General features: G+C 49.6%; 22 protein-coding genes and 1 tRNA gene. 13 read left to right on the top strand and 10 right to left on the bottom strand.

What is annotated here, in order from left to right; translation table 11 throughout:
- Nucleotides 1-136: 136 nt before the first annotated feature.
- A complete protein-coding gene (locus B3K89_RS03070; RefSeq protein WP_293908904.1) occupies nt 137-307 on the top strand; it encodes a hypothetical protein in 171 nt (56 codons plus the stop codon).
- Between the two features lie 277 nt (nt 308-584).
- Nucleotides 585-2030: a sodium:solute symporter family protein gene (locus tag B3K89_RS03065; protein WP_345907043.1), complete on the top strand. Its 1446-nt coding sequence runs from the start codon at nt 585-587 to the stop codon at nt 2028-2030.
- Nucleotides 2031-2117: 87 nt separating this feature from the next.
- On the opposite strand, the gene B3K89_RS03060 is transcribed toward B3K89_RS03065, so the two are convergent.
- From B3K89_RS03060 to B3K89_RS03040, 5 genes are all read right to left on the bottom strand, one after another.
- A complete protein-coding gene (locus B3K89_RS03060; RefSeq protein ID WP_293890412.1) occupies nt 2118-3362 on the bottom strand; it encodes a diaminopropionate ammonia-lyase in 1245 nt (414 codons plus the stop codon).
- A 146-nt stretch (nt 3363-3508) separates the two neighbouring features.
- A complete protein-coding gene (locus B3K89_RS03055; protein WP_293890409.1) occupies nt 3509-4045 on the bottom strand; it encodes a hypothetical protein in 537 nt (178 codons plus the stop codon).
- A 46-nt stretch (nt 4046-4091) separates the two neighbouring features.
- Nucleotides 4092-5138 carry an FAD:protein FMN transferase gene (locus B3K89_RS03050; RefSeq protein ID WP_293890406.1) on the bottom strand — a complete coding sequence of 349 codons (1047 nt, stop codon included), beginning with the start codon at nt 5136-5138 and terminating at the stop codon, nt 4092-4094.
- A gap of 97 nt (nt 5139-5235) precedes the next feature.
- Nucleotides 5236-5622 carry a YegP family protein gene (locus B3K89_RS03045; RefSeq protein ID WP_293890403.1) on the bottom strand — a complete coding sequence of 129 codons (387 nt, stop codon included), beginning with the start codon at nt 5620-5622 and terminating at the stop codon, nt 5236-5238.
- A 176-nt stretch (nt 5623-5798) separates the two neighbouring features.
- Nucleotides 5799-6011 (bottom strand): hypothetical protein, encoded by a 213-nt coding sequence (locus B3K89_RS03040; protein ID WP_345907042.1) that lies wholly within the window; start codon nt 6009-6011, stop codon nt 5799-5801.
- A 287-nt stretch (nt 6012-6298) separates the two neighbouring features.
- Between B3K89_RS03040 and B3K89_RS03035 the strand changes: the two genes are divergently transcribed.
- Nucleotides 6299-6574, top strand: coding sequence for a metal-sensitive transcriptional regulator (locus B3K89_RS03035; protein WP_293892196.1), 276 nt, complete (start codon nt 6299-6301; stop codon nt 6572-6574).
- Nucleotides 6575-6605: 31 nt separating this feature from the next.
- Here B3K89_RS03035 and B3K89_RS03030 read toward each other — a convergent pair.
- Nucleotides 6606-6677, bottom strand: a tRNA-Val gene (locus B3K89_RS03030).
- Nucleotides 6678-6777: 100 nt separating this feature from the next.
- On the opposite strand from B3K89_RS03030, the gene B3K89_RS03025 reads away from it, so the two are divergent.
- The 7 genes from B3K89_RS03025 to B3K89_RS02995 all read left to right on the top strand — a co-directional run bounded on the left by B3K89_RS03025 (nt 6778) and on the right by B3K89_RS02995 (nt 14670).
- A complete protein-coding gene (locus tag B3K89_RS03025) occupies nt 6778-6981 on the top strand; it encodes a heavy-metal-associated domain-containing protein (protein WP_293892199.1) in 204 nt (67 codons plus the stop codon).
- Nucleotides 6978-9176 (top strand): heavy metal translocating P-type ATPase, encoded by a 2199-nt coding sequence (locus B3K89_RS03020; protein WP_293892202.1) that lies wholly within the window; start codon nt 6978-6980, stop codon nt 9174-9176. Before B3K89_RS03025 ends, B3K89_RS03020 begins: the two co-directional genes overlap by 4 nt.
- A gap of 147 nt (nt 9177-9323) precedes the next feature.
- Nucleotides 9324-9620: a hypothetical protein gene (locus tag B3K89_RS03015; RefSeq protein ID WP_293892205.1), complete on the top strand. Its 297-nt coding sequence runs from the start codon at nt 9324-9326 to the stop codon at nt 9618-9620.
- Between the two features lie 478 nt (nt 9621-10098).
- Nucleotides 10099-11259, top strand: coding sequence for an NEW3 domain-containing protein (locus tag B3K89_RS03010; RefSeq protein WP_293892207.1), 1161 nt, complete (start codon nt 10099-10101; stop codon nt 11257-11259).
- Nucleotides 11260-11272: 13 nt separating this feature from the next.
- The gene (locus B3K89_RS03005) at nt 11273-12226 is read left to right on the top strand and encodes an ABC transporter ATP-binding protein (RefSeq protein ID WP_293892210.1); all 954 of its coding nucleotides are present in this window, start codon (nt 11273-11275) and stop codon (nt 12224-12226) included.
- The gene (locus B3K89_RS03000; RefSeq protein WP_293892213.1) at nt 12213-13151 is read left to right on the top strand and encodes an ABC transporter permease; all 939 of its coding nucleotides are present in this window, start codon (nt 12213-12215) and stop codon (nt 13149-13151) included. Before B3K89_RS03005 ends, B3K89_RS03000 begins: the two co-directional genes overlap by 14 nt.
- A 1051-nt stretch (nt 13152-14202) precedes the next feature.
- Nucleotides 14203-14670, top strand: a complete 468-nt coding sequence (locus B3K89_RS02995) for a hypothetical protein (RefSeq protein WP_293895479.1) — start codon at nt 14203-14205, stop codon at nt 14668-14670.
- Between the two features lie 62 nt (nt 14671-14732).
- On the opposite strand, the gene B3K89_RS02990 is transcribed toward B3K89_RS02995, so the two are convergent.
- The 4 genes from B3K89_RS02990 to rsgA all read right to left on the bottom strand — a co-directional run bounded on the left by B3K89_RS02990 (nt 14733) and on the right by rsgA (nt 16717).
- Nucleotides 14733-14987 carry an SHOCT domain-containing protein gene (locus B3K89_RS02990; protein WP_293895476.1) on the bottom strand — a complete coding sequence of 85 codons (255 nt, stop codon included), beginning with the start codon at nt 14985-14987 and terminating at the stop codon, nt 14733-14735.
- A gap of 18 nt (nt 14988-15005) precedes the next feature.
- Nucleotides 15006-15179 carry an SHOCT domain-containing protein gene (locus tag B3K89_RS02985; protein ID WP_293895473.1) on the bottom strand — a complete coding sequence of 58 codons (174 nt, stop codon included), beginning with the start codon at nt 15177-15179 and terminating at the stop codon, nt 15006-15008.
- A gap of 142 nt (nt 15180-15321) precedes the next feature.
- Nucleotides 15322-15627 carry an RNHCP domain-containing protein gene (locus tag B3K89_RS02980; RefSeq protein WP_298501855.1) on the bottom strand — a complete coding sequence of 102 codons (306 nt, stop codon included), beginning with the start codon at nt 15625-15627 and terminating at the stop codon, nt 15322-15324.
- Nucleotides 15620-16717 (bottom strand): ribosome small subunit-dependent GTPase A, encoded by a 1098-nt coding sequence (rsgA, locus tag B3K89_RS02975; RefSeq protein WP_345907041.1) that lies wholly within the window; start codon nt 16715-16717, stop codon nt 15620-15622. The genes B3K89_RS02980 and rsgA overlap by 8 nt, the downstream gene beginning before the upstream one ends.
- A gap of 401 nt (nt 16718-17118) precedes the next feature.
- On the opposite strand from rsgA, the gene B3K89_RS02970 reads away from it, so the two are divergent.
- The 3 genes from B3K89_RS02970 to B3K89_RS02960 are packed head-to-tail and all read left to right on the top strand — an operon-like array spanning nt 17119 to nt 20103.
- Nucleotides 17119-18378, top strand: a complete 1260-nt coding sequence (locus tag B3K89_RS02970) for an extracellular solute-binding protein (protein ID WP_345907040.1) — start codon at nt 17119-17121, stop codon at nt 18376-18378.
- Complete coding sequence (locus B3K89_RS02965; RefSeq protein WP_345907039.1) at nt 18378-19253, top strand: sugar ABC transporter permease; 876 nt, start codon at nt 18378-18380, stop codon at nt 19251-19253. The genes B3K89_RS02970 and B3K89_RS02965 overlap by 1 nt, the downstream gene beginning before the upstream one ends.
- A 1-nt stretch (nt 19254) precedes the next feature.
- Nucleotides 19255-20103 carry a carbohydrate ABC transporter permease gene (locus B3K89_RS02960; RefSeq protein WP_298506850.1) on the top strand — a complete coding sequence of 283 codons (849 nt, stop codon included), beginning with the start codon at nt 19255-19257 and terminating at the stop codon, nt 20101-20103.
- The last annotated feature ends 5 nt before the right edge of the window (nt 20104-20108 follow it).

The raw sequence follows: 20108 nt of genomic DNA, 5'->3' as shown, positions 1-20108 counted from the left end.
CCTAATTTTCTCACTTGTTCTGTTAGACACAATTTGCAGATTCAAGTGTTTGCATAAGCAACCAAGGTGGCTGCATATGTAACGAATTGTATTGGTACTCTTGCTCACAATAGGTTCTCTGTCATCAGGGGCGGTTTTGGATGTAGGATTGGGTTCGTTGTACCTGGATGCGGGAATCGGATATCCGCTGGGAATCACCTATAGTGCGGCAGCCGAAGAAAAGGATGTATTTGTCGATATCATCACCCTTAATGCCGATGGGAGCCAGCTGTCAGCACCCAATGAGAACTTTGACATCAAGGTATGAAGAGGGGCTACGGCTTTCACCAATTTTGGTCCGGTCATCCCTCGGATTGGCAGCCTCTTCGGTCGGGATGCTTTACTCTATCCAGGAAATGAAAAAACGAGAATATTATACATTCGGCATTATCTGTATTATATTTGCTCTATACTGCAATAATGGTAATTTATTATGACTATTATTGCAGTTTTCTTCTTGTGGGTTTTGGATTACATAATTTTATTGACAAAAGTTCAAACGCGGATAAATACTACCATATACAGAACACAAGGAGTACGTTGGTATGAATGGTACGATTATTCTCATCGTAGTATTGTACATGCTCTTGATGCTGGCTATTGGCTACTACTCTTCAAAGAAGATTAGCACCAACACCGATTTCATGGTGGCAGGAAGACGGTTGGGTCCGCTGTTGATGGCGGGAACCCTTGCAGCGACGGAGATCGGAGGAGGCAGCTCGCTGGGAGTTGTTGCCAATGCGTATGGTTCCTGGGGCATGAGTGCTTCGTGGTACATCATCGCCATGGGTATTGCATTCGTGATCCTGATCCCCCTTGCTCCGAAGTTCCGATCCTCTTCGGTCAAGACAGTCCCCGAGTATTTCAGAAGAAGGTATGACAAGTTCTCAGGTGGATTCAGTGCCATTGTCATGATGGCGGCCCTGGTCGGCTTGACTGCAGGCCAGTTCAAGGCTTCGGCATCAATTTTGGAAGTCATGCTGGGCTTGGACTATACAACCAGCTTGATAATCGTCACGCTGGTCATCACCGTCTATGCGGTAATGGGCGGCCTGTGGTCGGTAACACTGACCGACTTCATCCAAGTCTTCCTCATCGTTATCGGCATGGCTATCGCCATCCCGTTCGCTTTGAAGCTGGCCGGAGGTTGGGCGACAGTCAAGCAGACGGTACCCGCCGAACATCTGAGCCTTACCAAGGGAATCGGTGGCTGGGGGCAGATTGCAGGCTATGTAATCATGTATGTAGCCACATTCTCCGTCGGCCAGGAAGCGGTTTCGCGCTACTATGCGGCCCGTGACGGCAAGGCTGCCGTACAAGGTTCGATTATTGCTGCCATCGTCAATTTTGTTTTCGCTTTCATTCCCGTTGTCCTTGGCTTGGCGATGCTCAGCCTGTTCAACCAAAACCTGCTTGAGCCGGGTGTAGTCGATGCTCTTAAGAACAACTCCCGGTATGCCCTGCCGGCGTTGGCGGTGGCAACCATGCCCGCTGTGGTCACCGGTATTCTGTTTGCCGGTATCATCAGTGCTACGATGAGCTCGGCCGACAGCGACCTCTTGGGTGCCGGGTCGATTTTCGGCAACGACCTGTACAAGATTTTCATCCGCAAGGGAGCCAAGGACAAGGAAGTCATGTTGGTAACCAAGATCACGATGGTGATCGTCGCCCTCTTCAGCCTGATCACAGCACTGTATGCAAACAACATACTCACCCTTCTGGCTTTCTCCTTCACCCTCAGGGCTGCAGGAACGTTTGTCCCGTACGTAATGGGTCATTTCTGGAAGAAAGCCTCCAGTGCCGGAAGCATTGCATCGATCTTGATCGGCAGTGTTGTATTCTTCTTGATGGATACCAAGGTCCTTCCCGCCATCCCGAAGGTGAACAACATCATCCCCGCTCTTCTGATCAGCCTCATTGCATTCTATGTGTTCTCTCTGATCAAGCCTCCCAAACAAGAGACGTTGGACCTTTTGTACGAAGAGGCCTGATGGTACCGCCCCACCTAATGCAACAAAGGAGCCGCCGTTCATCTGAACGACGGCTCTCTCTTTTGTATGGCTTAAGCTCGAGAACGTTTATAGGTTGATCCAGTACTGCTTGGGTACCGGGTTGGCTCCTTCCCAGATGATCTGGCGGAAGTGGACGGGGTCGGTATTGCCTTCGGTATTGATGAAAAGCACCTGGCTGTCCTTGTTCAATCCCAAGGCATCCTTGAGCTCCTTGAGTTCGGGGTACTGCATGATCGAAGCGAAGGCTCCCAGGGTTACCGCCCCGCTCTCTCCGCTGATGATGAACGGATCGCCGTTGAGCGGGGTCGCATACATTCTCATACCCTTGGCGGCAATATAGTCGGGGACAATAATGAATGCATCGGCATCTTCTTTCAAAATCTCCCATGCAATGGGGCTGGGGTCGCCACAAGCAAGGCCTGCCATAATGGTATCCAGGGAACCTGTGACCGTATGAGGCTTTCCGTCGTTTGCCAGGGCGCTTTCGTAGATGCAGGGAGCCTTGTCAGGCTCGACGACGATGCACTTCGGCGCATCCTGGCCGAATAAGGCATGGTAGAACCCGATGACCGAGGCAGCAAGAGCCCCGACACCCGCCTGTACGAAGAGATGCGTCGGCTTTACGATGCCGACACCGCTGAACTGCTCCTGGGCTTCTGCAAGCAGGGTGAGATAGCCCTGCATGATCCAGGTCGGAATTTCCGTGTAGTTGTCCCAGCTGGTGTCACTGATGATCGTCCAGCCATTCTTCTCTGCATCAATGGCTACCTGGCGCACGGCATCGTCGTAGTTGCCGTCGACGATGACAACCTTTGCCCCGTTGCTCTTGATCGCATCGATACGCCGTACGCTGGTTTCAGAGTGAACGTAAATGACACACTTGAATCCGAGGCGCTTTGCCGCCCACGCAATGCCACGACCATGGTTGCCGTCCGTGGCACTTGCGAAGGTAATGTCCCCCACCTTTTCTTTGACCTCCTCACTGGCGAGGTAGGCGAACGGGGTGTCCTCCCCGAGTATGCCCAGTTGCTTTTGCAGATACCGATACAGGGCGAAGGATCCTCCGAGTACCTTGAAACTGTTGAGCTGCAGGCGGCTGGACTCATCCTTGGTCCAGATGCCGCCCACCCCGAACATGGTGGCAAGATTGGGCAGCCCCTGCAGCGGGCTCATACGATAGCCGGGTATCTGCCTGTGGAAACGTCGGGAGCAATGCGCCTGCTTCATGGAAAAGAGCTTCGTAGCCAACTCGACGTTTTTCTCGCGTGGCTCACGAACAATGTAGGAAATTTCCTGCTGTGTACCGGTCATATAATCCTCCAATTGGAAAATTGCTTATTTCAAATATTTTTACCTATTTATCTACCAATATCATCAATTATTCAAGACCTTATTACCGATATGATGAATTCTTTGGAAGGATATCAAAAAACAGGAAGACTGTCCTTTCATGCAGGTCAGAACCGATATCGCGCCCCGATTTGGGCAAGAAAGGTAATCGAGACCATATCGACTACCGACGATCCCTCTGCTGTATAGAATACTCCGTAGCCAAACGATACAGGGAGGGAGAAATGGCTTAGAAATGTCGGTTCGACGCCGAAGCCGGCGCCAACACCCACCGTGGGTATGTACGATTTTGCAATATCGGCGGTATCGCCCCAGCTTGCCGAACCGCTATGGTTGAGGCCGATAAACCAATACAGGTTGCTTGCAAACCAATCTTCATAGGTTGCAGCAAAGAAGGTATGTTGATACTCAAATCCCAAACCATATTCGAGAAAGGTGGTGACTGAGTAACTGGAATCCAAGGATAAGCCGATAGTCGCCAGCAAGGCGCGAGTGCTATCCAGACGCTGATAAAAACTCAAACCGGCAGAAGAGAGCTGTCCGGCTTGTGCTCCAATGCCGCGATCGAACGAGGAGGCTGACAAAGCGGAGGCTCCTACTACCAATACCATGAGAAAAATCAGAAGAACTGTATGGTGTTTCATAGCCCCAGTGTAAAAGCTCCTCATCGCTTAGGGCAAGATGACGACCTTACTGCACAATACGATATTGTTGATTGGTTACGGTAAAGTTCAGCTCTCCCCGTTTCACGCCTTCACTTTGCAGGATCTGATGGTCTGCAGTGAAGAATATCGCCTCGACATCCTCAAAGGAGTTGATCAAGGCCATGCCCTTCTCATAACCCAGTGCATAGACGCTGGTGGAAAGGGCATCGGCAAGCAGGGAGCTGTGGGTGATGATGCTGGCGCTGGTAAAGTCCGAATCAACCGGATACCCGGTGGTCGTGTCCAGGATGTGGTGGTAGGTCTCCCCTTCCACGATGAGAAACCGCTCGTACGGGCCGCTGGTCACCAGCGAGGTATCTTCGAGTTGCACGATTATCGCATAGGCTCCCCTGTCCTGCTCGGGGTCCTGGACCCCGATGCGCCACAGACTTCCATCGGGCTTGCGACCCAAAACCAGCACATTTCCACCAAGATTCACGATGGCTTGCTGTACCCCATGCGAGCGAAGGACTTCTGCTGCTTGGTCGGCTGCATAGCCTTTGGCAATGCCCCCGAGGTCGAGGACCATTCCCTGCTGCTTGAGAAACACCGACTGCTGCTGGTCATCCAGGACAACCTGGCGGTAGTCCACAAGCGGCAACAGGGACTGGATTTCCTCTTCCGTCGGTCGTCTCGGATTGTCACCCCCGATGTCCCAGGCTTGCACCAGGGGACCGATGGTTGGGTCAAAAGCACCTCCGCTGGCCTGTGCGATTTCCACAGCTTTTTTGATGACTGCAAAGGTATCGGAAGAGACGGCAACCGGCTCTATCCCGGATTTGTGGTTTATGTGCGCAATTTCGCTGGTCTCTGAGTGAAGGGTCATCTTCTGCTCGATTTCTCTCAGCCTTGCGAAGGCGGCGCTGAAAGCCTCCTCGGAAGGCTTGTCATAGATGGTTATTTTGCACACGGTGCCAAGCATGAGAAAGCTCTGCGCCTGCGGTTCAACAGTGCGCTTGGCACACGAGGAGAGTGAGAGAATAAGAATGAAACTTATGAGTAATAATTGGGGTGGTCTTTTGTGGTATTTCATGTACAGGTAGGCATTATGGGCGTAACGCTGGAGAATTGCAAGAGACAAAAACATCCGCCCAAGAGAAAAGGCGGGCTTCTCGAATCATTGAAAGTGTTTATTGCTCCAGGGCACTCTCATCCACAGTTGCATCAAGAGATGCCCGGCTGATGGCCTCGACGCCGTTGAGGCATCCGCTTTTGGAGGCATAGCCATCCTCGGCCATGGCGATGTTCAGGCCGTTCGAAGCAAGCAGGCGGAAGCGGTACTTGCCTGCATTGTCGAGGTACACCTCATACTTGGGGTATTTCAAAACCTCGGGATTCTTCAGTGTTTGATCTTCCACCGGTGCCTGTGCATTCTTCTTGATGGTCTCCACTCCATCGCGGCAGGTGGCAAGCGATGAGTAATTCTTACTGGTAAGTACAGTCTGATAGTTCGCAGCCAGCAAACTGAAACGATAGAAGCCTTTCGGTGTTTTGGTGATTACAAATTTCCCTGGCATAGTTGTCTCCTTGTGTCTACTTATAAAGAGAATACCCAACAAAGGAGCAACACACAAGTCTATGACAAGGATATTTTCTGATACTTAAAGTAGTTATGTATTATCCATAGGACACAATTGGAAACAATTCCTGATTAGCAAAAACACTCAATCCTCTTTCTCGAACTTTTCTGCCTTCACTGTGGGTATTGCGCGGTGGTCAGGAGAACACCAAGCGTTAGGTTGTTCCTTTTTGCATAGGAGAGCAGGCTTTGCACATGATGCAACGGCCTGTCACGGACATAGTCGTCCTTCGTCTCTCCGTTCGATGAGGCGAGGATATTCTCCTTTCTATCAACCAACAGGAAGCCGGCCTGGTCGAGGAAAGCGAGCAGATCGTCGTTTGACATGTCGTTGATGTGCCCTGCAAATAGCAGCTCTGTTGAAGAGCCGTACATGTGCTTGAGCTGATCGGCATACTCGATGCAGTACGGACACCAATCGGCTGCATACTAGAGCAGGATGTAGTCGGCAGCGGTAGTGCAACCTGAAAGAAAACAAGAGTTTCCATAGCAATACCCTTGTGGGGTATATATATTTGAGAGAGAGATAATCCTGATTTTTTATGAATCAAAGCACGATATCCATTGCATCCACCCGTCTTGACTAATACCCTACGGGGGTATATATTAAAAATATGAGAACTGAGACCAAAGAAAAGATCGATCCCAGGCTTGCCAGGATCGAGGGCCAGGTGAAGGGAATTCGGAATATGGTGCAACAGGACCGATATTGTGTCGACATCCTCTTGCAACTGTCCGCTGTGATTTCTGCCTTGAAGAAGGTGGAAGATTTGGTGATGGAGAACCATCTCAATACGTGTGTTGTTGATGCCATGCGCAGCAATGATGAGGCCGAGCGGGATGGGAAGATCAAGGAGCTGATGGATGTAATGTCGAGCTTCCGCAGATAAAAAACAAGCAACCGATTTGGCTGCTTGCTGATGGGCGATGCCAGGATTGAACTGGCGACTTCCACGATGTCAACGTGGCACTCTCCCGCTGAGTTAACCGCCCGCTGTTGAGTACATGAGCGATAGTAGCTGAAAAATGTAGCTCTGTCTAGAGGAATATATGAAAAATTTCCCTTCCAAGAGGGATAAGGAGAAGCAATACCATGAAAACTGTAATTATGACTGAAGGAATGCATTGCAATGGTTGCGAGACCAGGATGGTGAATGCACTGACTCAGATCGAGGATATCAAGGACGCAAAGGCCGATGCCAAAAGCGGCAAGGTTGTGATCAAGCATGCAAACAAGGAGACAATCGATGAGGCCAAACGCTTGATCGCCGAGATTGGTTTTGAGGTGAAAGCGTGAAAGAAATACAAGTAGGAATTGGTGGCATGACCTGTGCTTCCTGCTCCTCGGCGGTTGAACGCACGCTCAACAAGCTGGAGGGTGTTGAGAAAGCCCAGGTCAATCTGGCCACGGAAACAGCAACGATTGCTTTTGACGACTCCAGTCTTGATCTGGATGGGATCAAGAAGGCCGTGCAGAAAATCGGGTACTCGGTCGTAGAGACTGTCGACCAGAAGACAAGAGAGGAGGAAAAGCAGCGGGATTTGGTCAACCTCGGACGCAGACTCATCATTTCCACAATTCTCACTGTATTCCTGTTGGTTTTGGCGATGGGTCCGATGCTCGGCCTCACCCTCCCCTTCTCCCATCTGACGAATGCGCTCTTGCAGTTGGTGTTTGCTGCGGGAACCATGATTGCAGGCTCTGCGTTTTTCACCAAGGGTTTTTCCACCTTGGTCAAGCGTGAGCCCAATATGGACAGCCTGGTTGCAATCGGAACAACGGCAAGTTTTCTCTACAGCTTTTGGGGCATTTTCGAGATTCTCAGGGGAAACCACATGGTTGCCCATGACCATCTCTACTTCGAAGGTGTAGGGACCATCATCACGTTGGTCATGCTTGGCCGCTATCTTGAACATCGCAGCAAAGGAAAGACTGGTGAGGCTATACGCAAGCTCATGGAGCTCGCTCCGGCCACAGCCACCGTCCTGCGTGACGGCCAGCAGGTAACCATCGATGCAACCGACGTACAGGTTGACGACATTGTCATGGTCAAACCCGGTGAGAAGCTGCCTGTCGACGGAGTAGTGCTCTCAGGCTTTTCCGCAATCGATGAGTCTCTGCTTACCGGCGAAAGTCTTCCGGTGGAGAAGAGCCTTGGCAGCGAGGTCTATGCTGCAACGCTCAACACTACCGGTGTCCTGCAATACCGTGCAAGCAAAGTCGGTTCTGATACTGCGCTTGCGAACATCATCACGCTGGTGCAACAAGCACAAGGATCGAAGGCGCCCATTGCCAGGGTAGCCGACAAGATTTCCGGCGTATTCGTTCCAATCGTCATGGGCATTTCAGTCCTCACCCTCATTGGCTGGCTTCTTGCAGGGACTGCAATTGACATTGCAATCCTGAGAGCCGTCAGCGTGTTGGTAATTGCCTGCCCGTGTTCCTTGGGCCTGGCAACTCCGATAGCCATCATGGTCTCATCGGGCAAGGGGGCAAGACTGGGAATCCTGTTCCGGCATGCTGCTGCGATTGAGCAGCTGAGGCAGGTGCAAACCGTCATTTTTGATAAGACCGGCACCCTTACCGAGGGCAAGCCCAAAGTCACGGACATCCTGGCAAAGGAGACAAAACAGGTTCTTGCACTCGCTGCGAGCATAGAGCAGGCAAGCGAGCACCCCCTCTCCCGTGCCGTAGTGGAAAAGGCAAAGGAAGAGCAACTTGAACTCTCTGATGTACAGGGATTTGAGGCTTTGGTCGGACGCGGCATTCAAGGAAAGCTAGGGGATGAAGTAATCCGCATCGGAAATATCGAGCTGATGGAGGAGCATGGCATCCAGATAAGCCAGATGAGAAGAGAAGAACTTGCCAAGCTTTCAGACCAGGGCAAGACTCCCCTCTTGGTGGCAAAAAACCAAGAGCTCCTTGGGATCATTGCCATTGCCGATACGCTTCGCAAGGAGACAAGACAAGCGCTTGCAGAACTCAAGGAGCTTGGGTTGAAGACCGTCATGCTTACCGGTGACAATGAGCGCACGGCCAAGGCGATTGCAAAGGAGGCTGGTGTTGATTCCTATCTTGCAGGCCAGCTGCCCGGCCAGAAGGAAGATGCTATCGCCTCGTATGCCAAGCAAGGGATGGTGGCCATGGTCGGGGATGGCATCAACGATGCCCCCGCCCTCGCAAAGGCCGATATCGGCATTGCTGTCGGCAGTGCGACCGATGTGGCCAGGGAGACGGCGGATGTCGTGTTGGTGCGCAACAACCTCACTGACGTGATCAAGGCGATCAAGCTTTCCAAGGCGACGATGCGCAACATTCATCAGAACCTCTTCTGGGCGTTCTTCTACAACATTCTGGGCATTCCATTGGCAACCGGTGTGTTGACGCTCTTTGGAGGCCCTCAGCTCAGTCCGATGTTCGCAGCATTCGCCATGTCGATGTCCAGTGTCTGTGTAGTGCTCAATGCACTGCGACTGAACAGGTTCAAGTAACAGGGAATAAAAGCACATTCAACAAAACAAACCTCTTGGAGCAATCCAAGGGGTTTTGTTCTGTATTCCAATATCAACTTCTTGTATTTTCAGAAACCTATCCTATACTGAGAGTATAAAACCATTACTTCGAAGAAGGAGTCAACTATGGCAAAGAAAGGAATCCTGGTGCTGATGATGCTGGCTTTGGTGATGTTGGTAGGGTGTGAGGAAGGGGATCCACGATTCAATGAGGTTATTGATCAAGACTGGGTTCAGGAGGGAAGTTACTGGGAAGACGATGAAGGCAATTCCTTTGCCTATGTGTATGATGAATCCGAAGATAATTATTGGATTGATATTCATTGTATGGACGGCGGTAATGATTACCTCTGCTATATCGATGAATTCAATTATGAAAATGGACAAGTGGTTTGGAACTTACACATACCACGACCCTGTTGATGGTGAAAGCACGCTCAGAGGTCCATTTAGTGTTACTATAACGTTCTCGTATGCAAGTGAGACGCTCACTGTCAACTATTCTGGTCCTGGCACTTTACATGATGTTCTGGATGGAGTGACTATGAACCTTCAGCTTCCATCGTCTCCTGAGCGATAAGGACCACGCATCCAATCACAGGATGCTATAGGTCTCCACACCGATACAGAAGAATCACTTATATGAAAAATCATCAAGAACGATGAAGAGATTTGGTAATGAATCATCAAATAGTTGTTTTTATTGTTAAGTAATTGCTGTATTTGTAGAATACATGAAGAATATTCGCATGCTATGCGTTTTATATTTGTATGTTCTGTGAAGTTCTTGAAAACTACTTGAACCAGTCAAGAAGTGTGAAGAATCACAAAACTTGACGATTTTCTGTTCTGATTTTATTACTCCTTATAGATTTTTAAACTATTGGGAGGAATACGCTTCATGAAACGGAACATTCGTTTGGTATCTGTACTTGTTGTGTTTCTTGTGGCAACGTTGCCACTGTTCGCCGACTATCAGGGATTGTCGGTAGCAACCAACTACCCATCGCTCAATGTCAGCTCATCGGATATGATCACCTTCGATCTGAGAGTCAAGAGTTACAATCTGGCACCTCAGCGGGTGAATCTCTCCCTCACAGGCCTTCCTGAAGGTTGGGAGTACCAATTCGTCGGTGGTGGCGGCCTGGTTAACGCAGTATTCACTGAACCAGACAGTACTTCCACCGTGCAACTGTGGGTCATCCCTTCTGAAGGCAACCAGGAAGCAGTATATACCTTCTCCGTACATGCAACCGGTGAGAATGGAGACACGTACTCTCTGCCGCTGACCATAACCATGGGCAAGCAGCTGCCACAGCGTCTCGCATTGGATACCGAGCTTCCCATCATCAAAGGCGATCCGAAATCTGATTTCACCTTCAACGTGACTCTAAGGAACAACAGCGCCAGTGAAACCCTCATCGATCTCTACGCTACAGTCCCCCAGGGCTTCTATGCCTCTTTCAAGGAACAATATGGTTCAAAGACCATCAACACGCTCTCTTTGGGCGCTGGATCTTCACGGTCGATCCAAGTGACGGTTACTCCTTCAGCGGGTGTATCTGAAGGTTCCTATCCCATCACAATCACAGCCAGATCCTCAAAAGCAGAGGCGTCAATCCCGGTTACGTTGGAAGTCCAAGGCCAGGCAACCCTCTCACTCTCCGGCCAGGGAGGTCTTCTGAGTTCCAGTGCAGTGGCTGGTAAGGAGAAGGTCCTCGACCTTGAACTAAAGAATACCGGAACAGCAGACGCCCAGCATATCGAACTTTCCAGCTATACACCTTCCAACTGGACCATCTCCTACAACCCTGCAGTGGTTGAAACGCTGGCGGCGGGAGAGACTGTTACCGTAAAGGCTACCCTCAAGCCATCCTCACAAGCTCTCAACGGTGACTACAGCCTCACGCTCAGAGCCAACTCCAAGAATGCAGGCAACGTAAGTGAACAATTCAGGATTACTGTACGAACCTCTTCAGTCTGGGGCATCGTTTCCATCGTCATTATCGCACTTGCAGCGGTTCTGCTGGTCTTTGCAGTGAAGAAGTTCGGAAGACGTTGACAGGAGGAAAGCAATGGGCAACGAAACAGTAGTAAGCGTTTCCCACCTGACCAAACAATACCGCAAGGGTGTACGAGCAGTAGATGACATCTCTTTCAGTTTGCAGGAAGGAGAGATTTTTGGCCTGCTTGGTCCGAATGGTTCAGGCAAGACCACCACCATCCTGATGCTCCTTGGCTTGTTGGAGAGCACGGAAGGGAGTGTATCGATTCTGGGACACGACCCCTTCCGCACTCCGCTTGCGGTAAAGCAGCAGGTAGGATACATGCCCGATACCATCGGGTTTTATGAATACATGACCGCCTATGAGAACCTCGACTATACGGCCCGTTTTCTCGGGTTGGATGCCGAGCAAAGGAAGCAGCGGATTACAGCGTCCTTGGCGAAAATGAGGCTCTCATCCCGTATGGACGATAAGGTACGCACCTTTTCCCACGGTATGAAGCGAAGGCTTGGGTTGGCAGAGCTCTTGGTAAAGCAACCAAAGATTGCAATACTCGATGAGCCGACGCAGGGTCTGGACCCGCAGAGCATTGTTGAATTCCTCTCCCTAATCGCTTCCCTGCGTGAGAGTGAAGGAATGACGTTCCTCCTCTCAAGCCACCAGCTGGACGAGGTCCAGTCGGTCTGCGACCGCGTAGGGCTGTTCTCACGCGGGAAGCTGATTAGCTTCGGAACAGTTGCTGAGCTTGCACAACAACACTTCGGCAGTGATGTGCTGATCACAATGCAGGTCGATGGCCAAGCCGACCTTGTACCGCTGCTTAGTGACCAGCAAGGAGTATTGAGTGTAGAAAAAGAAGATGAACTCACCTACCTCATCAAGGCCGAAAAGGACATCCGACCCGGCCTCGCACAGGCGGTGATCGGTGCCGGATGCAATCTACATGCACTGGAATTAAAGCAGCACAGCCTCAACGACATCTATCAGTTGGCATTCAAGGAGGCAAGCGATGAACAAACGTGAGGGTTCTGCACTAACCGGCTTGAAAGTGGTTTGGCTTAAGGAGATGCAGGATTATGCCGGAAACATCAGAATGATCGCCCTGATGCTCCTCATTATCCTGACTGCAGGGGCAAGCATGTATGTTGCCGCCCAGACACTACGAACCTATGTGGGGGAAGACAGTTTCATGCTGCTCAACCTGTTTACGATCAGCCAAGATCCAATTCCATCGTTTCTTTCCTTCATCTCTTTCTTGGTGCCTCTTACCGGAATTGCTCTAGGTTTCGATGCAATCAATAGTGAGTACCAGAATAGAACGCTGGGAAGAATTCTTTCCCAACCCATTTATCGCGACGTCCTGCTCTTCGGCAAGGCGTTGGGAGCGGTAAGTGCCATGGCAGTCATGCTCCTTGCACTCTGGCTGCTGGTAATCGGCTGTGCAATGCTCTTTTTGGGTGTACCCCCATCGGGAGAGCAGATCGCCAGGGCAATGGCCTTCTATGTAGTAACACTTCTGTACGCTCTCTTGTGGTATATGGTGGGCATGGCCGCTTCAATCATGTTCCGTCAGAGCGCAGTGTCAGCGTTGTTGGCGATTGCCTTGTGGCTCTTCTTCATGATTTTCTGGCCCATGATCGCCCAGTTGCTCGCTTATGCCTTGGGTGGTGGAGACAGCTTTACTACAGCCAAGCTGCAGGTTGTGCTGGGAAGGGTCTCGCCTTATCAATTGTACGTTGAATCGGCAATCGCGATTCTCAATCCATCAACCCGGTCGCTGGGCGTTGTACTCTTCTCCCAGCTTCAGGGAGCCATAATGGGTAGTGCCCTTCCCTTTGCTCAGAGCATGCTGCTCATCTGGCCCCATCTGACCGCTTTCCTTGCCACAATAATCATTCTCTTCTCACTGGCCTATGTACTGTTCCAGCGAAAGGAGATCAGGATGTAAGCGGATGGAGAGCCTCCAAAAGGGGGGCTCTCCTCTTGCCATACGGTACGAGAAAAACAGGGAGTGCAGACATTCAGAGATTGTCATTCATAGCCTCTGAAACTATTCTTGTATTTCCAAAAACATCTTCTATCCTGCTTTCATTGCCCAAATCATATTGAACTATAATAAAGGACTCACCCATGACTAAAAAGGTGTTCTCTTGTTGGCATTGGCCGGGTGTGAAGAAAGGCCTACATATTTTACCATACCAGAGATTCGCGCAAAGAGCATTCTATGGGGCGAAGGTACAGCAGAAAAACCCTCATTCACGATTATGGAAGATCCAGATTTATTCGGGATTCGTCTTTCGTGGCCTGGGTCTACTTCTGTTATTCTACAGAAACATTCTCTTTTTCTGGAAACATATAATTACTGGAACCTATCTCGTCAATTCGAATGAATATCCAATCACCATAACCGCTCTCTAGTACCCCAAAGCAGGATTGAGTTTGAAATTCTTCAGAGAATGTCCTCTCGGCTTCCTCACCATCCTTGCTCCAAAGGAAACCCATCTTCATTAACAACCAACCTTAATTGCCATTTCTTGATACAAGGACATGGAGGCTGCTCATGGGTGTGGTCTATCAGAACCGGATCATAAGGAACAAGAGGATAAAGAAACGTTATTTCCTATGTGTTGCATTAGTATTGCTTTGGATGATTGGTTGTGAACAAAAGGAAACCGCTGAAATGAAGACTTTTTCCCTGCTCAACAAAGAACCATAACACCAGCATTATGCTCAGTATCCCCATGCTTGATATCCGCTGGGATGAAGAAACAGAATCACTTGCCTATCAAGTGGGGGGCTCGTATGACCAAGGTATCTTGTCAGGGTCATAGTGGCTGGCTACCGATTCAACTACCCAGTGGACTATTGATATTCTACTCTCTTTGACTTCAGACAAGTTGAGTATGAGCTGCTCTGGCAATGGGCCGCTCGATGGCTTGAATTTGTCAAATGGCGTTCGCCTATAACTTTTCCACCATACCATCAAGAGGAGAAATTCTATGAAAGCCCATCGACTCGCCGTGATACTGAGTATCTCAACACTCTTGCTCCTTGGAGCATGCAGCAATGATGCTGAAACCTTTCATGTCACGTACGCTAACGCAAGTTCTGCTTACTACATCAGTGCTCTCTATGTAAAGACTGCTTCTGGAGGATGGAGTTCTTCATACATTCCAGCAGGAGAACTGGTATCACCCAATTACTACTTTGAGTTTGATATCCCCCTTAATATGGGAGAATTGGTGGAATACTATGTCACAGTACAAAATGCCCTGGCGGTTGCAGACGACCTACATCTCGATGAAAAGGGAAACCCTTTGGTTATACTGCAATGGGCGGAATCATATCGGCATCAGTTCATCACGGTAACCCAGAACGGCGATGGGGATCCCGTAGTGACAGGCCATGGCGGTGATGTCTGGTCAAACCCTGATGACAATGGCTATACAAAGGTCTCATGGCAGTAGAAATGAAAAATATCCCGGTTGGAAGGCACTCCAATCGGGATATCACCAGTACAGTACAGAGACTACTTCAGATCTTTCTTCATCGCCTCATACTCTTCCTTGGTCAACTCACCCTTTGCATAGCGCTGACCAATGATGTTCAGAGCTTCAGAGGGATCTTCCTGCTTCTTGTTCTTGGAAGTTCGTACGATTGCGATAATGGAAAGAACCAAGGCTGCTACGATGGCCAGCAAAGCTAGCACCATAAGCCAGCGCATATCACTATACATGTATGCAGGTCCTGCGAACCGTCCGGTACTCCATACTAATGCATGCATATTGCGTTATCCTCCTCTCTATTGTAAATCTCTGCTCAAAATCAAAAATTCTTCCCTGGTAATCTGTCCGGCAGCATAGCGCCGTCTGAGTATCTCGAGGGCCGTAGGTTGCTTGATGGGAACCAAAGAGGGCTGGCTCTTCACCAAGAAGTAAAGTCCTATCAAACCTAGTGCAAGACTGAAAATCATCATATGTACTCCTACCATCCTTTCTGGATGTACTTCTAATATCGTCAGATAACGATGCTTGGTCAAGGATATCGATTAGCAATTCAATAGGATTTCACATAACTCCACATATCTTCATAGTTCTGTGAAATATGAGGGTTCCCTATCAGCCCACAATCTTAGGCAACAAGGCTTGCAGGGATGCAAGATTGTCATCCCCAGCCGCCCTGTTGGCCTTGATCATCCCACAGGTTTGGCAGCGATGAAGGATCATGAGCTCGCCATCAGCTTTCTGCCATAAAGCAATCGGCTGCATCGTTCCTTTGCATAGACAAGCCCTGTCACCGGGTCTCATGTCCACATGCCTGCTATACAGGCAATGAGGACAATGATTGCGGTGCTTGGTACCCCACGCCAAGCCGGAGACAGGCATGCCGCAATGAACACAGATAAAATCATCAGCCTCAGTCATACTCCCTCATTCCTCTTCTATACTGATACAACAGCTTCCCCAAAGCTTTGTCCTTCTGCTTGCGTCCAACCATGACTTGTTCATAACTTTGAGCTTCTCCTCTCAATTCCAAAAAATTGAGGAACCGGTCCTGTTCGAGCTCTCCAGCCATCAGAGCCTGCTGGACTGCACATCCAGGTTCCCCTGTGTGCGTGCAGTCAGAGAATTTGCACTGAAGAGCAAGTGCATGAATGTCTGAGAAGGACTCGGAAACATCACCACAGCTGCTGTTCATCCCTACGGCCCGAAGGCCGGGAGTATCGATGAGGATGGTCTCGTTGGGTAGGACATAGAGCTGCCTGCTGGTAGTGGTATGCCGGCCTCTTCCATCATGGGATCGTACCTCACCGGTCTTTGCTACCATCGCATTGCTCAGGCAGTTGACCAGGGTTGACTTCCCTGCCCCGCTGAGGCCCAGCAACATAAGGGTGATACCAGGCTGAAGATAATTCAACAACGTTTCGATTCCATGTGCAGAGATGGAATCAACAAGAAAGACCGGCAGGTCGTTAAACCTTGCAAGGACTCGCTGTCGGTAGTCTTCCGGGTCCGGGAGTAAATCAATTTTGGTGAGAATCAAGAGTGGTTGAATGCCATCGGCATAGAGCAGCGAGACAAAGCGCTCGATCCTACGCAGGTTGAAGTCATGGACGGTGTCCATCACTATCGCTCCGAGATCGACATTGGCAACCACTTCCAAAGACTTGCCTTCTATGCCGTACGATTCATGCACCACCGGTTTGTGAAACACCGTATACCTTGGCAGCACGGCTTCGATGAGACCCCGGTCAGATGCATAGACTTGCACTGCACACCAGTCCCCTACTACTGGTGATGGCTGCAGTCCCAGGTCCTGCATGTTCTGAAATGTCCCTGATCGCTCGAGTATCAGTTGACGCTCTCCATCGGTTCCCCAAAAGAGCCCCCGCCCTTCTCGATTGATTCGTACAGGGATGTAGCCTTGGTTTGCATAGGGCAAAAAAGCTCCATAGAGAGATTCATTCCAGCCGAAGGCTGAAAGCATACTATTTGTTTGTTCATTTGTATTCATGGGTATCCGTCCGGTTGAGATATGCAAAACAGCCTACCGCTGTTTGGTAGGATTGCCCCGGGACGGGTGTTGGTTAGTGTTCTTTCAGAAAGGTTCTTTTCCGGGAAGCTTGTACAACACCGTTTACCGGGGTTGCATCACCGAATCCAGATTTGAGTGCAACATCCAAACTCCATGTACGTATTCAAATATGCATTACTGTAAATCCAAGATCTATACCTCGTCAAGCACTCATCCTATGAATCAAAGTGGTATCCAAGAAGAAATACCTGTATTGCTAATGTATATATTATCCATATTTTTATTTTTTACGGATATTTTATCCTTGCTTTTTTACACATCCTCCCCGATACTACAAGTAAAAGGAAACGTATAGGGATACCCTGTACAAGGAGGAACACATGAAAAAAGGTTTCGTACTATTGTTCTGCTTATTCTGCCTGCTTCCAATGTTTGGTGCAGGAACAAAGGAGAGCGCCCCAAGCGGATTGATCGAACTCAGATTCCTCGGGATGGCTCAAGCTGCGTATTCAGAACAGAATGTCAATGACATGACTGCAGACTTTATGAAGGCGCATCCGAACATCAAGGTGTACACCGAGTTCGTTCCATACGAAGAGCTCAGAAACAAGACACTGCTCGCTTACGGCTCGAACAATTCGTATGATGCCGTATTGGTTGATGACATCTGGTTCACCGAGTACGACAGCAAGGGAATGCTTGTGGATATCACAGCTGATATCCCACAATCATATCGCGACGGTGTTCTCGCAGGCGGCTGGAACTTCACCACCAAGAAAGGCAAGGTAGTCGGTCTTCCCTGGTTCTTGGATACCATGTATCTCTTCTATAACCCAACCATGCTGAAGGCTGCTGGGTATACTACTGCTCCAAAGAGTGTCGAGGAGATGGTGGAGATGGGCCGTGCACTGAAGGCAAAAAACATTGTTGAGTATCCCTTTGTATTCAGCCTTGCCCAGGCCGAAGCTCTGATTTGCGTCTACTCGAACTTCTTGGAAGCCTTTGGCGGTTCATTCCAAGATGCACAGGGTAATTACATTCTCGATACCAGCGGTGTCAAAGCTCTTGAATTCCTCGTCGCACTCAAACAGGAAGGACTGTTGAATCCAAACTCCCTTGAGTACCTTGAAGAAGATGTGCGGCGTGTATTCTCAACCGGTGATGCTGCATTCACCCTCAACTGGGGCTACATGTATGCCTTGGCCAGCGACCCCGCCGAAAGCAAGTTGAAGAAAGAAGATGTAGCAGTCATGGTCCTTCCCGGGTCAAAGGGAGTCAAGGAGTCGGCAGCAATGAGCGGTTCCATGGGGTTATCCGTACTATCCAAGTCCAAGCACCCCAAGGAAGCATTGCAGTATATCCTCTACCTCTCCAGCAAGGAAGTCCAGGACACCTACTCCAATCTCCAGTTGCCTGTATGGACGGCCAGCTACGACGACCCGGCAATCCAAGCAGGAAGAACCGATTTGGTGGCCGCAGCAAAGAAAGCTTTCTCCATCATGAATGTCAGACCAAGTGTTCCTAATTATCAGGAAGTCAGCGCAATCTTCCAACAGCATATCCAGACAGCATTGTATGGAGAAAAAACTCCGAAACAAGCTCTCAGTGATGCTGTTCAGATGGTAAAAGGACTGAAGTAATGGTTACGAAGGGAACACGATGGTATTCCCTGTTGCTCGCTCCCATGATGCTTGTCATGGGAGTCGTCATCGGGTGGCCGCTCATACAAACCTTTGTTCTCAGCTTCACTGATTCCCAATTGATGGATGTTTCACAGCCGACATTCGTTGGTTTCCAGAACTTCATAGCCGGATTCAAGAATCAAGGATTTCATGATGCCTTGAAAGTATCGGCTCTCTTTGCCTTGGTGGTGGTCTCTTCGGAAATGGTACTGGGAACAGGTGTAGCTTTGCTGCTGAATGAACCGTTTCACGGCAGGAATGTCGTGCGAGCTCTCCTTATTCTTCCTTGGGCGGTACCCACCACTGTCAATGCCATCATGTGGAGGCTCATTTATAATCCCGAGTATGGGGCACTGAATTCCTTGCTGTTCCAATTGGGATTCATCGAAAAGTATATAAGTTGGCTGGGAAGTGCTGACAAGGCGTTGGGGTCTGTCATGTTCGCTGATGTTTGGAAGAACTTTTCTTTGGTTGCCATGATTGCACTTGCATCCCTGCAATCACTCCCTGACAGCCAAATTGAAGCTGCCAAAATTGATGGGGCAAATGCCTTGCAACGATTTCGTTACATTACGCTTCCCCATCTTATTCCTTCCTTGCAGGTAGCATTGGTACTGAGAATCATTGAAGCTGTAAAGGTGTTCGATATCATCTATGTCATGACCAAGGGAGGGCCTGCGAACAAGACACGATCGGGGAGCATCTTTGTTTATCAAGAGGCATTTACCAACTCCCGAATGGGTTCTGGAGCCGCGTATGCCATTATCATGGTCTGTCTCATAATGATACTTATAGCCTTCTACCTACGGGGCATATCGAGGAAGGAGAATTGAGATGCTGAAACGAAAACCTCTCTACTCCACACTCCTCTATCTCGCAGTCATTTGCTTGGTGGTTTATCTGATTGCACCCTTCCTTTGGCTGATCATTATGTCTTTCAGCAGTGCAAACGACTTGACCCAAAAGCCACTACGGTGGATTCCTTCCAAGCTTGACTTTTCCAGTTACAAGGACCTCTTGACCATGGGCATCAACAGTCGAGGAGAACTCTTTGTCAATGCCTTGCGTAATAGTCTCACCACAGCCTTCATCGCTGTTTTTGTTTCATTGCTGGTAACCATTCCGGCATCTTGGGTGTTGTCCCGCTACCCGGGAAAGAAGAGCTGGGTGCTTACCGCAGCTATTTTCACATTCATGTTGCCACCGGTAGCATATGCACTTCCGCTGTACCGCATGCTTACCCGCATGGGATGGTTGGACAACTCTGTCTCACTTGCCCTTGTGTACTGTACCATCGTCCTACCCTTTTGTGTGTGGCTGATTAAAGCGAATATCGATTCCATCCCGTATGAACTTGAAGAATCTGCAATTATTGATGGTGCAGGCATTACCAAACGTATACTTTTGGTAGTAATGCCACTCCTGCTTCCAGCCTTGGGTACGGTAAGCCTCTTGGCCTTGATCATGGCATGGGATGAGTACTTCTATGCTCTGCTGTTCACCAGCAGCAAGGAGGCGATTACACTACCGGTAGTCATTGCAAATCTTGCTTCAGGCAGACAATCCAATTACAACCTTATTGCTGCCGGAGGTGTTATCGCCTCTACTCCGCCTGTTCTCATCGGGGTACTTTTCCAACGTGCCCTGATCAGGGGCTTGGTACAAGGCGGGGTGAAAGAATGAATGCT

It is taken from the genome of Sphaerochaeta sp. UBA5849 (genome assembly GCA_002432715.1).
Lineage (GTDB): Bacteria > Spirochaetota > Spirochaetia > Sphaerochaetales > Sphaerochaetaceae > Sphaerochaeta.
The sequence above is the reverse complement of the archived record's forward strand: the minus strand, read 5'-3'. Positions and strand labels throughout refer to the sequence as shown.

Bases quoted from the DNA above. Each gene is read 5' to 3' on its own strand.
- B3K89_RS02960 (WP_298506850.1), top strand. From the start codon at position 19,255: ATGCTGAAACGAAAACCTCTCTACTCCACACTCCTCTATCTCGCAGTC.
- B3K89_RS02985 (WP_293895473.1), bottom strand. From the start codon at position 15,179: ATGATGATTTTCAGTCTTGCACTAGGTTTGATAGGACTTTACTTCTTG.
- B3K89_RS03045 (WP_293890403.1), bottom strand. From the start codon at position 5,622: ATGCCAGGGAAATTTGTAATCACCAAAACACCGAAAGGCTTCTATCGT.
- B3K89_RS03050 (WP_293890406.1), bottom strand. From the start codon at position 5,138: ATGAAATACCACAAAAGACCACCCCAATTATTACTCATAAGTTTCATT.
- B3K89_RS03065 (WP_345907043.1), top strand. From the start codon at position 585: ATGAATGGTACGATTATTCTCATCGTAGTATTGTACATGCTCTTGATG.
- B3K89_RS03010 (WP_293892207.1), top strand. From the start codon at position 10,099: ATGAAACGGAACATTCGTTTGGTATCTGTACTTGTTGTGTTTCTTGTG.
- B3K89_RS02965 (WP_345907039.1), top strand. From the start codon at position 18,378: ATGGTTACGAAGGGAACACGATGGTATTCCCTGTTGCTCGCTCCCATG.
- B3K89_RS03060 (WP_293890412.1), bottom strand. From the start codon at position 3,362: ATGACCGGTACACAGCAGGAAATTTCCTACATTGTTCGTGAGCCACGC.
- B3K89_RS03055 (WP_293890409.1), bottom strand. From the start codon at position 4,045: ATGAAACACCATACAGTTCTTCTGATTTTTCTCATGGTATTGGTAGTA.
- B3K89_RS03015 (WP_293892205.1), top strand. From the start codon at position 9,324: ATGGCAAAGAAAGGAATCCTGGTGCTGATGATGCTGGCTTTGGTGATG.
- B3K89_RS03025 (WP_293892199.1), top strand. From the start codon at position 6,778: ATGAAAACTGTAATTATGACTGAAGGAATGCATTGCAATGGTTGCGAG.
- B3K89_RS03000 (WP_293892213.1), top strand. From the start codon at position 12,213: ATGAACAAACGTGAGGGTTCTGCACTAACCGGCTTGAAAGTGGTTTGG.
- B3K89_RS03040 (WP_345907042.1), bottom strand. From the start codon at position 6,011: ATGTCAAACGACGATCTGCTCGCTTTCCTCGACCAGGCCGGCTTCCTG.
- B3K89_RS02980 (WP_298501855.1), bottom strand. From the start codon at position 15,627: ATGACTGAGGCTGATGATTTTATCTGTGTTCATTGCGGCATGCCTGTC.
- B3K89_RS02990 (WP_293895476.1), bottom strand. From the start codon at position 14,987: ATGCATGCATTAGTATGGAGTACCGGACGGTTCGCAGGACCTGCATAC.
- B3K89_RS02970 (WP_345907040.1), top strand. From the start codon at position 17,119: ATGAAAAAAGGTTTCGTACTATTGTTCTGCTTATTCTGCCTGCTTCCA.
- rsgA (WP_345907041.1), bottom strand. From the start codon at position 16,717: ATGAATACAAATGAACAAACAAATAGTATGCTTTCAGCCTTCGGCTGG.
- B3K89_RS03005 (WP_293892210.1), top strand. From the start codon at position 11,273: ATGGGCAACGAAACAGTAGTAAGCGTTTCCCACCTGACCAAACAATAC.
- B3K89_RS03035 (WP_293892196.1), top strand. From the start codon at position 6,299: ATGAGAACTGAGACCAAAGAAAAGATCGATCCCAGGCTTGCCAGGATC.
- B3K89_RS02995 (WP_293895479.1), top strand. From the start codon at position 14,203: ATGAAAGCCCATCGACTCGCCGTGATACTGAGTATCTCAACACTCTTG.